Source organism: Clostridium sp. Ade.TY (genome assembly GCF_000498355.1).
Lineage (GTDB): Bacteria > Bacillota > Clostridia > Clostridiales > Clostridiaceae > Clostridium.
Window position 1 is genome coordinate 1 of sequence record NZ_AVSV01000049.1, and the last position, 6,412, is coordinate 6,412.

The following is a 6,412-nucleotide window of genomic DNA, read 5'->3' on the forward strand; positions in this document are numbered from 1 at the left end:
GTTCATGGCTTTTTTTGTTATACAAATAAAATTGATAAGATATTTTGTAAATGGTATTATAAAATAAGAAATAAAGTTTTTGAGGAAGTAAGGATATGTATAGAATCAAACAATTTTATTGGCATATTATATCTAGTTGGCAAAAGATAGATTATGAATTAATCAATAAATATTTAAATAAAAATGAAAAAGAATTATTTAATAAATTAAATGATTCTGAAAAACATCATTGCATACGTGTTTGTAATGATGCAATAGATAAGATAGAATCAGAAAATATAAATATTAATAAATATAAACTTGCAAAGGTAGCTTTATTGCATGATGTAGGTAAAATAAATAAATCATTAAATGTTATAGATAAATCTATATTAGTATTATTAGATAAGGTTACAAATGGCAAAATAAAAAAATATAAAAAAATAAAAAAGATAGATATTTATTATAATCATCCATCAAAGGGGGTAAAAATTCTAAAGGATATAAGTAATTATGATAGAGAATTTTTGGACGTAATAAGTAAGCATCATGAAAGTAATAAGAAAAATAGAGATAATATTTATCTTGAGATAATAAAAGAATGTGATGATAAAAATTAAAGTGAATTTGAAAGGAGTATATTAAGTTATGAATTCTAAAGATAGGCGAGATAATATTTTATTAAGATTATTAGAAAATAATACTCCTATAAAAGGTGCTGAATTTGCAAAATTATATTATGTAACAAGACAAATAATAGTAAAGGATATTGCTATACTTAGAGCTAGAGGATATAACATTATAGCTACTCCTGAAGGTTATATAATATCAAATATTGAAGATAATAAAATTAAATTTATTGTAGCTGTAGATCACGATGCAGAAAATTTAAAAAGTGAATTAGAAATTATAATAAAGTACGGTGGAACAATAGAAGATGTTATAGTTGAACATCCTATATATGGTGAAATTAAAGCTAACCTTATGATAAGAAATTTAAATGATATGAATAAATTTTTAGATAAATATACAAATAATAATGCTAAACCTTTATCTATTCTTACAAATGGTGTCCATTTACATACTATTTCAGTTGATAATGAGGAAAGTAGAGAATTGATAAAAAAGGATTTAAAGAAAAATAATTTTATAGTTTGTTAATTTATTTTAATTAGGAGGTATATTGAGAGTATATGGATTATGATGTATTAATATTAGGTGGCGGTATTGTTGGATGTGCTGTTGCTTATGAACTTTCAAAATATAATTTAAATATAGCACTTATAGAAAAAGGATATGATATAGCGGATGATATAGCTGTAGTTAATACTGCTATAGTATATGATGGATCGGAAACATCAAATGTTGTTATGGCTGGACTTGAAAATATAGGTAATATGCTTATAAAGGAAGATTGTGAGAGATTCAATATACCATATAGAAAGACAGGTTCTCTTAGAATTGCTAGAAATAAGGCTCAAAGTTTAAGAGTTGAAGAAATGTATATAACTGCTCAAAGAAGAGGAATATCAGGAGTACATTTGTTAGAAGAAGATGATATAAAGGATATAGAGCCAAATTTGCAAGGTGATATAAAAAGAGCATTATATTCAGAAAATACAGCTATAATAGCACCTTATGAGCTTGCTATTGCGTATGCTGAGGTAGCTGTTGATAATGGTGTTAATGTTAGATTAGAAGAAGAAGTTATAAGTATAAAGAAAATAACAAAAGGTTTTGATGTAATAACAAATAAGAATAAATTTAAATGTAAGATAGTAGTAAATACTATACCAGATGAAATATATGTTGATGATATTAAGACTAAAAATGCAATAAATGAAGAAATAAAACAAAAGAAAATGAATTATTTTTTAACTGATGATAAAGTTGAAAAAAATCTTAGTAAAATAATAGTTGATGTTATAGATGAACAAACTTTTGTTATGAATTCACCAATGATTAATGGTGGAATGATGTTTGGAGTAAAGAATACAAATATTCTTGATGTAAATAAAGGATTAGATTTCCTAAAGTCTATAATTCCTAGTGTAGATAAAGAAAATATAAGTGAAATGATTCGAGAAGTTTATATGAGAGATGAAATGGATATTGATGATAGTGAAATACATGATGGCTATATAAGAGTTACTGGGAAGCATTATGGTAAAATAACAATTGCACCAGCTATAGCTCAAAGTATAAAAGATGCAATAGTAAACAGTATGAATGCATCAGTTAATAAAAATTTTATTGATAAAAGAAGAGAGTTTTATAGGTTTAGAGATTTAAATAGAGATGAAATAAATGAAATTATAAAGCTTGATAAAAGATATGGGAATATTATATGTGCTTGTAATAGAGTTAGTGAAGGTGAAATTGTAGATTGTATTAGAAGACCATTAGGAGCTAGAACTGTTGAAGGTGTTAAAAAGAGGACCGGAGCAGGATATGGTAACTGTCATGGATCATACTGCATAAGAAAGATTATAAATATTCTTGCAAGAGAAATGGATAAAAGTCCAGTTGATATAGTTAGGAATTCAAAAGACTCTAAAGTAGTGGCAGGAAGAATAAAAGAGTTTGATGAAGTTTAAAATGAGGTGAATATTTTTTATGAAAGAGGATATATTTACAAGTGTAGTGAGAGTTAGAGGTAATGTAAAGTATAAGGTTGTACCTGTAAAGAGTAGCGATGTAGTTGATATAAAATTTTGGAGAGAATTTTCTAAAGTTATAGGTAGAATTTATGTAAGTACTCCAATAAATACTGGAGATATAATATGTAAAAATATATTAAATACTGGTATAGATATAGTTTGTACTAAGAGAATTGATAATTAACAAATTTAATGAGTAAATTATTGACAAGATAGCTTAAAATGTAATATATTAAGATTAATTAACATATTAAACCTATGAAGAGGCCAAGTAGTTTTAATAGGGTTTTAAGAGAGTCAGTGGATGGTGAGAACTGATAGCCTTTATTAATATGAATCCACCTTGGAGGGACTGTGAATTCAAGCAGTACGGTGAAGAGTCGTTATATCTGTAAAGAGGGTAAAGTTTATTACTTTACCAATTAGGGTGGCAACGCGGAGTCTATTCGTCCCTTATTAAGGGATATAGGCTCTTTTTTTATTGTTTAAAAGAAATTTATTAAAATAAATATATATTAGGAGGAATAGGAATGTTAGATTTAAAAAGAATAAGAAATAATCCAGAAGAAATTAAAAAGGCTTTAACTAACAGAGGAGAAGATTTTGATTTAACAATTATTGATGAAGTTGTTAAATTAGATGAAGAAAGAAGAACAATACTTAGTGAAGTTGAAGTTTTAAAGAGTAAGAGAAACCAAGTTTCAGCTGAAATTCCCAAATTAAAAAAAGCTGGTGAAGATGTTACATCAATAATGGCGGAAATGAAAGAACTTGGAAATGAAATTAAAGAGCATGATACAAATCTTGCATCAGTAAATGAAAAGTTAGAATATTTAATGCTTAGAATACCAAATATACCAAATCCTCAAGTACCAGAGGGAGATTCTGATGAGGATAATGTTGAAATAAAAAGATGGGGTGAACCAAGACAATTTGATGGTGAACCAAAAGCACATTGGGATTTAGGAGCAGACCTTAATATATTAGATGCTGAAAGAGGCGGAAAAGTTGCTGGATCAAGATTTACTTTCTATAAAGGATTAGGAGCAAGACTTGAAAGAGCGGTACTTAACTATTTTATGGATAAACATTCAGATGAGCATGGATATACTGAAATATTACCACCATACATGGTTAATAGAAATAGTATGACAGGAACAGGACAATTACCTAAATTTGAAGAAGATGCATTTAAAGTAGAAAACAATGGTTTCTTTTTAATACCAACAGCAGAAGTTCCTGTAACTAATATGTATAGAGATGAAGTATTAAATGGAGAAGATTTACCAATAAAACATGTTGCTTATTCAGCTTGTTTTAGAGCAGAAGCAGGATCAGCTGGTAGAGATACTAGAGGATTAATTAGACAACATCAATTTAATAAAGTTGAATTAGTTAAATTTACAAGACCTGAAGATTCATATGATGAATTAGAAAAATTAGTTAGAGATGCTGAAGAAGTATTAGAAGAATTAGGATTACCATATAGAAAAGTTAGAATCTGTAAAGGTGATTTAGGATTTACTGCAGCATTAAAGTTTGACTTAGAAGTTTGGATGCCAAGTTACAATAGATATGTTGAAATTTCAAGTTGTTCAAATTTTGAAGAGTTCCAAGCAAGAAGAGCAAATATTAAATTTAGAGATGGAAAAGATAAGCCTCAATTTGTGCATACATTAAATGGATCAGGTTTAGCTGTTGGAAGAACAGTTGCTGCTATACTTGAAAATTATCAAAATGAGGATGGTACTGTAACAGTTCCTGATGCATTAAAGAGATATATGGGTGTAGATATAATTAAATAATAGTAAAAAATTGGAATTAAAATTTTCAACAAAAAAAGCTGAAATCTAAAAAGATTTCAGCTTTTCTAAATATTTGACAACACCATCATTATTATTAGTATCAATAACATTAGTAGCTATAGATTTTAATTGGTTATTCGCATTATTAACAGCATAACACTCGTCCGAAATTTCAAACATAGGTAAATCATTTAAATTATCCCCAAAGGAAATTAATCTATCAAAATTATATTTAACCATTATTTCCTTAATTGCATTGGCTTTGGATGATTTGTCACTATAAATTTCTAAATTAAAAAATCCTTTATTGTATACATCTTCATATGCGACTGAATATATTCCATCTATGTCTCGAATTTTATTATATATATCCATAACTATAGGTTCTTTTTCTAATAATAAAAAATAAAGAACATTTGAGTTGCTTGGTAAATTTGATTTTATGAAAGTTTTAAATGGGCTACCAACTCTATCATTCATAAATTTCTTTTGTACATTATTATTTAAATCATTATAATAAGCATTTATATGATTATTTAATATAGTATATGAAAATACAGAAACATTACTAGCTTCTAAAATTTTATTTATTTTTTCAACAGAGCTTTCTTTAATAGAATTATAAGTAATATATTTTTCTGTTTTTAAATCGTATATAGCAGCTCCATTCATAACAACTACTGGTAAATCTAAATGCAATCTTGAAAGAAGTGGTACAACAGTAGCTGGAGTTCTAGCTGTTGCGGCTGAAAACCTTAATCCACGTTCTATTAATTTATTTAATGATGCTATTGTATAAGTAGAAAGTTTAGCATCATTATTTAATAAAGTTCCGTCTAAATCTGATATGTATAAATTCATTATGTCCTCCTTAAATTAAAATACAAATTTCCAATAATTATAATATAAAAAAATATATAAAGCTACTTAAAAAAATTTGCTATATTATATAAAATTTTTATTTAAAAATTTATTAAAAATAGTTGACATAAAAAATATATGTTGATATAATTCTATTTGTCGCATGGAGAGATGGTCGAGTTGGTTTAAGGCACCGGTCTTGAAAACCGGCGTACCTTCACGGGTACCCAGGGTTCGAATCCCTGTCTCTCCGCCAGATAGATACCTGTTCTTATGAACAGGTTTTTTTATATTTTAAATTAATAACAGAATTATATAATCGTATGCTTTTAAGTTAAATATTATTAGTGATTAAAAGATATAATATATTTAATAAGGATAGTTAAATATAAAATTAGTTAATTCTAAATTAGTTAATATAAAAGTTTGAAATTATATATTTTGATTAAGGAATTAATTTAATAAAATATAGATTTAAATTTTTTTATCATTTTATTATTAAATGATTTGCTATTATAAAATATAAATATTATTTAATATTTTTATATAAGAAAAAATTCTAAAAAATTTTATAAAATATGTTGACAGTAAAATATATCGTTGCTATAATAGTAAATGTCTTTGATACGGAGAGATGGTCGAGTTGGTTTAAGGCACCGGTCTTGAAAACCGGCGTACCTTCACGGGTACCCAGGGTTCGAATCCCTGTCTCTCCGCCATTATATATTTTAAATATAGAGGGCACATGGAGAATTACTCAAGTGGCTGAAGAGGCGCCCCTGCTAAGGGCGTAGGTCGGGCAACCGGCGCCCGGGTTCAAATCCCGGATTCTCCGCCAAAAGCATCTAACATTAGTTAGATGCTTTTTTTTGTTTTCAATAATTATTTTTATTTAAAACTAAGATAAAACATATAAGTTTAACAGGATAAATAAAAATATATTTTATTGTATTGTGATTAGATAGTTAAATTAATATTTTAATAAATAATAATCATAATACACTTTTTAGTATATTTGAAAACAATTAATTATTTAAAATATAAAAGATTGAAAGGTTATATTTTAACAAATAAAAATAATAGCCTATTATATTAAATTGATATTAA

At 26.6% G+C, this 6,412-nt stretch carries 6 protein-coding genes, 3 tRNA genes and 1 other annotated feature; of the genes, 8 read left to right on the plus strand and 1 reads right to left on the minus strand.

Annotated features, from left to right (window positions below; all coding sequences use genetic code 11):
* The first annotated feature begins 95 nt into the window (after positions 1 to 95).
* The 5 genes from O212_RS0115400 to serS all read left to right on the plus strand — a co-directional run bounded on the left by O212_RS0115400 (position 96) and on the right by serS (position 4,444).
* Positions 96 to 599 carry an HDIG domain-containing metalloprotein gene (locus tag O212_RS0115400; RefSeq protein ID WP_024615952.1) on the plus strand — a complete coding sequence of 168 codons (504 nt, stop codon included), beginning with the start codon at positions 96 to 98 and terminating at the stop codon, positions 597 to 599.
* Positions 600 to 627: 28 nt separating this feature from the next.
* Entirely contained in the window at positions 628 to 1,140 is a 513-nt protein-coding gene (locus tag O212_RS0115405; protein ID WP_024615953.1) for a transcription repressor NadR, read from the plus strand.
* A gap of 32 nt (positions 1,141 to 1,172) precedes the next feature.
* On the plus strand, positions 1,173 to 2,576 hold the full coding sequence (locus tag O212_RS0115410; protein WP_024615954.1) for an FAD-dependent oxidoreductase: 1,404 nt from the start codon (positions 1,173 to 1,175) through the stop codon (positions 2,574 to 2,576).
* A 19-nt stretch (positions 2,577 to 2,595) separates the two neighbouring features.
* The gene (locus O212_RS0115415) at positions 2,596 to 2,823 is read left to right on the plus strand and encodes a DUF1667 domain-containing protein (RefSeq protein WP_024615955.1); all 228 of its coding nucleotides are present in this window, start codon (positions 2,596 to 2,598) and stop codon (positions 2,821 to 2,823) included.
* Between the two features lie 65 nt (positions 2,824 to 2,888).
* Positions 2,889 to 3,096, plus strand: a binding site (T-box leader).
* 73 nt (positions 3,097 to 3,169) lie between these two features.
* Positions 3,170 to 4,444: a serine--tRNA ligase gene (gene serS / locus O212_RS0115420; RefSeq protein ID WP_024615956.1), complete on the plus strand. Its 1,275-nt coding sequence runs from the start codon at positions 3,170 to 3,172 to the stop codon at positions 4,442 to 4,444.
* A gap of 45 nt (positions 4,445 to 4,489) precedes the next feature.
* Here the strand turns inward: serS and O212_RS0115425 are convergent, their stop codons facing one another.
* On the minus strand, positions 4,490 to 5,305 hold the full coding sequence (locus tag O212_RS0115425) for a Cof-type HAD-IIB family hydrolase (RefSeq protein ID WP_024615957.1): 816 nt from the start codon (positions 5,303 to 5,305) through the stop codon (positions 4,490 to 4,492).
* A gap of 165 nt (positions 5,306 to 5,470) precedes the next feature.
* On the opposite strand from O212_RS0115425, the gene O212_RS0115430 reads away from it, so the two are divergent.
* From O212_RS0115430 to O212_RS0115440, 3 genes are all read left to right on the plus strand, one after another.
* Positions 5,471 to 5,561: transfer RNA gene (locus O212_RS0115430), tRNA-Ser, on the plus strand.
* 372 nt (positions 5,562 to 5,933) lie between these two features.
* A tRNA-Ser gene (locus tag O212_RS0115435) sits at positions 5,934 to 6,024 on the plus strand.
* Positions 6,025 to 6,052: 28 nt separating this feature from the next.
* Positions 6,053 to 6,143: transfer RNA gene (locus O212_RS0115440), tRNA-Ser, on the plus strand.
* Positions 6,144 to 6,412 lie beyond the last annotated feature (269 nt).

Excerpts from the sequence above, each read along its gene's own strand:
- O212_RS0115400 (WP_024615952.1), top strand. The coding sequence starts at position 96 with ATGTATAGAATCAAACAATTTTATTGGCATATTATATCTAGTTGGCAA.
- O212_RS0115405 (WP_024615953.1), top strand. The coding sequence starts at position 628 with ATGAATTCTAAAGATAGGCGAGATAATATTTTATTAAGATTATTAGAA.
- O212_RS0115410 (WP_024615954.1), top strand. The coding sequence starts at position 1,173 with ATGGATTATGATGTATTAATATTAGGTGGCGGTATTGTTGGATGTGCT.
- O212_RS0115415 (WP_024615955.1), top strand. The coding sequence starts at position 2,596 with ATGAAAGAGGATATATTTACAAGTGTAGTGAGAGTTAGAGGTAATGTA.
- serS (WP_024615956.1), top strand. The coding sequence starts at position 3,170 with ATGTTAGATTTAAAAAGAATAAGAAATAATCCAGAAGAAATTAAAAAG.
- O212_RS0115425 (WP_024615957.1), bottom strand. The coding sequence starts at position 5,305 with ATGAATTTATACATATCAGATTTAGACGGAACTTTATTAAATAATGAT.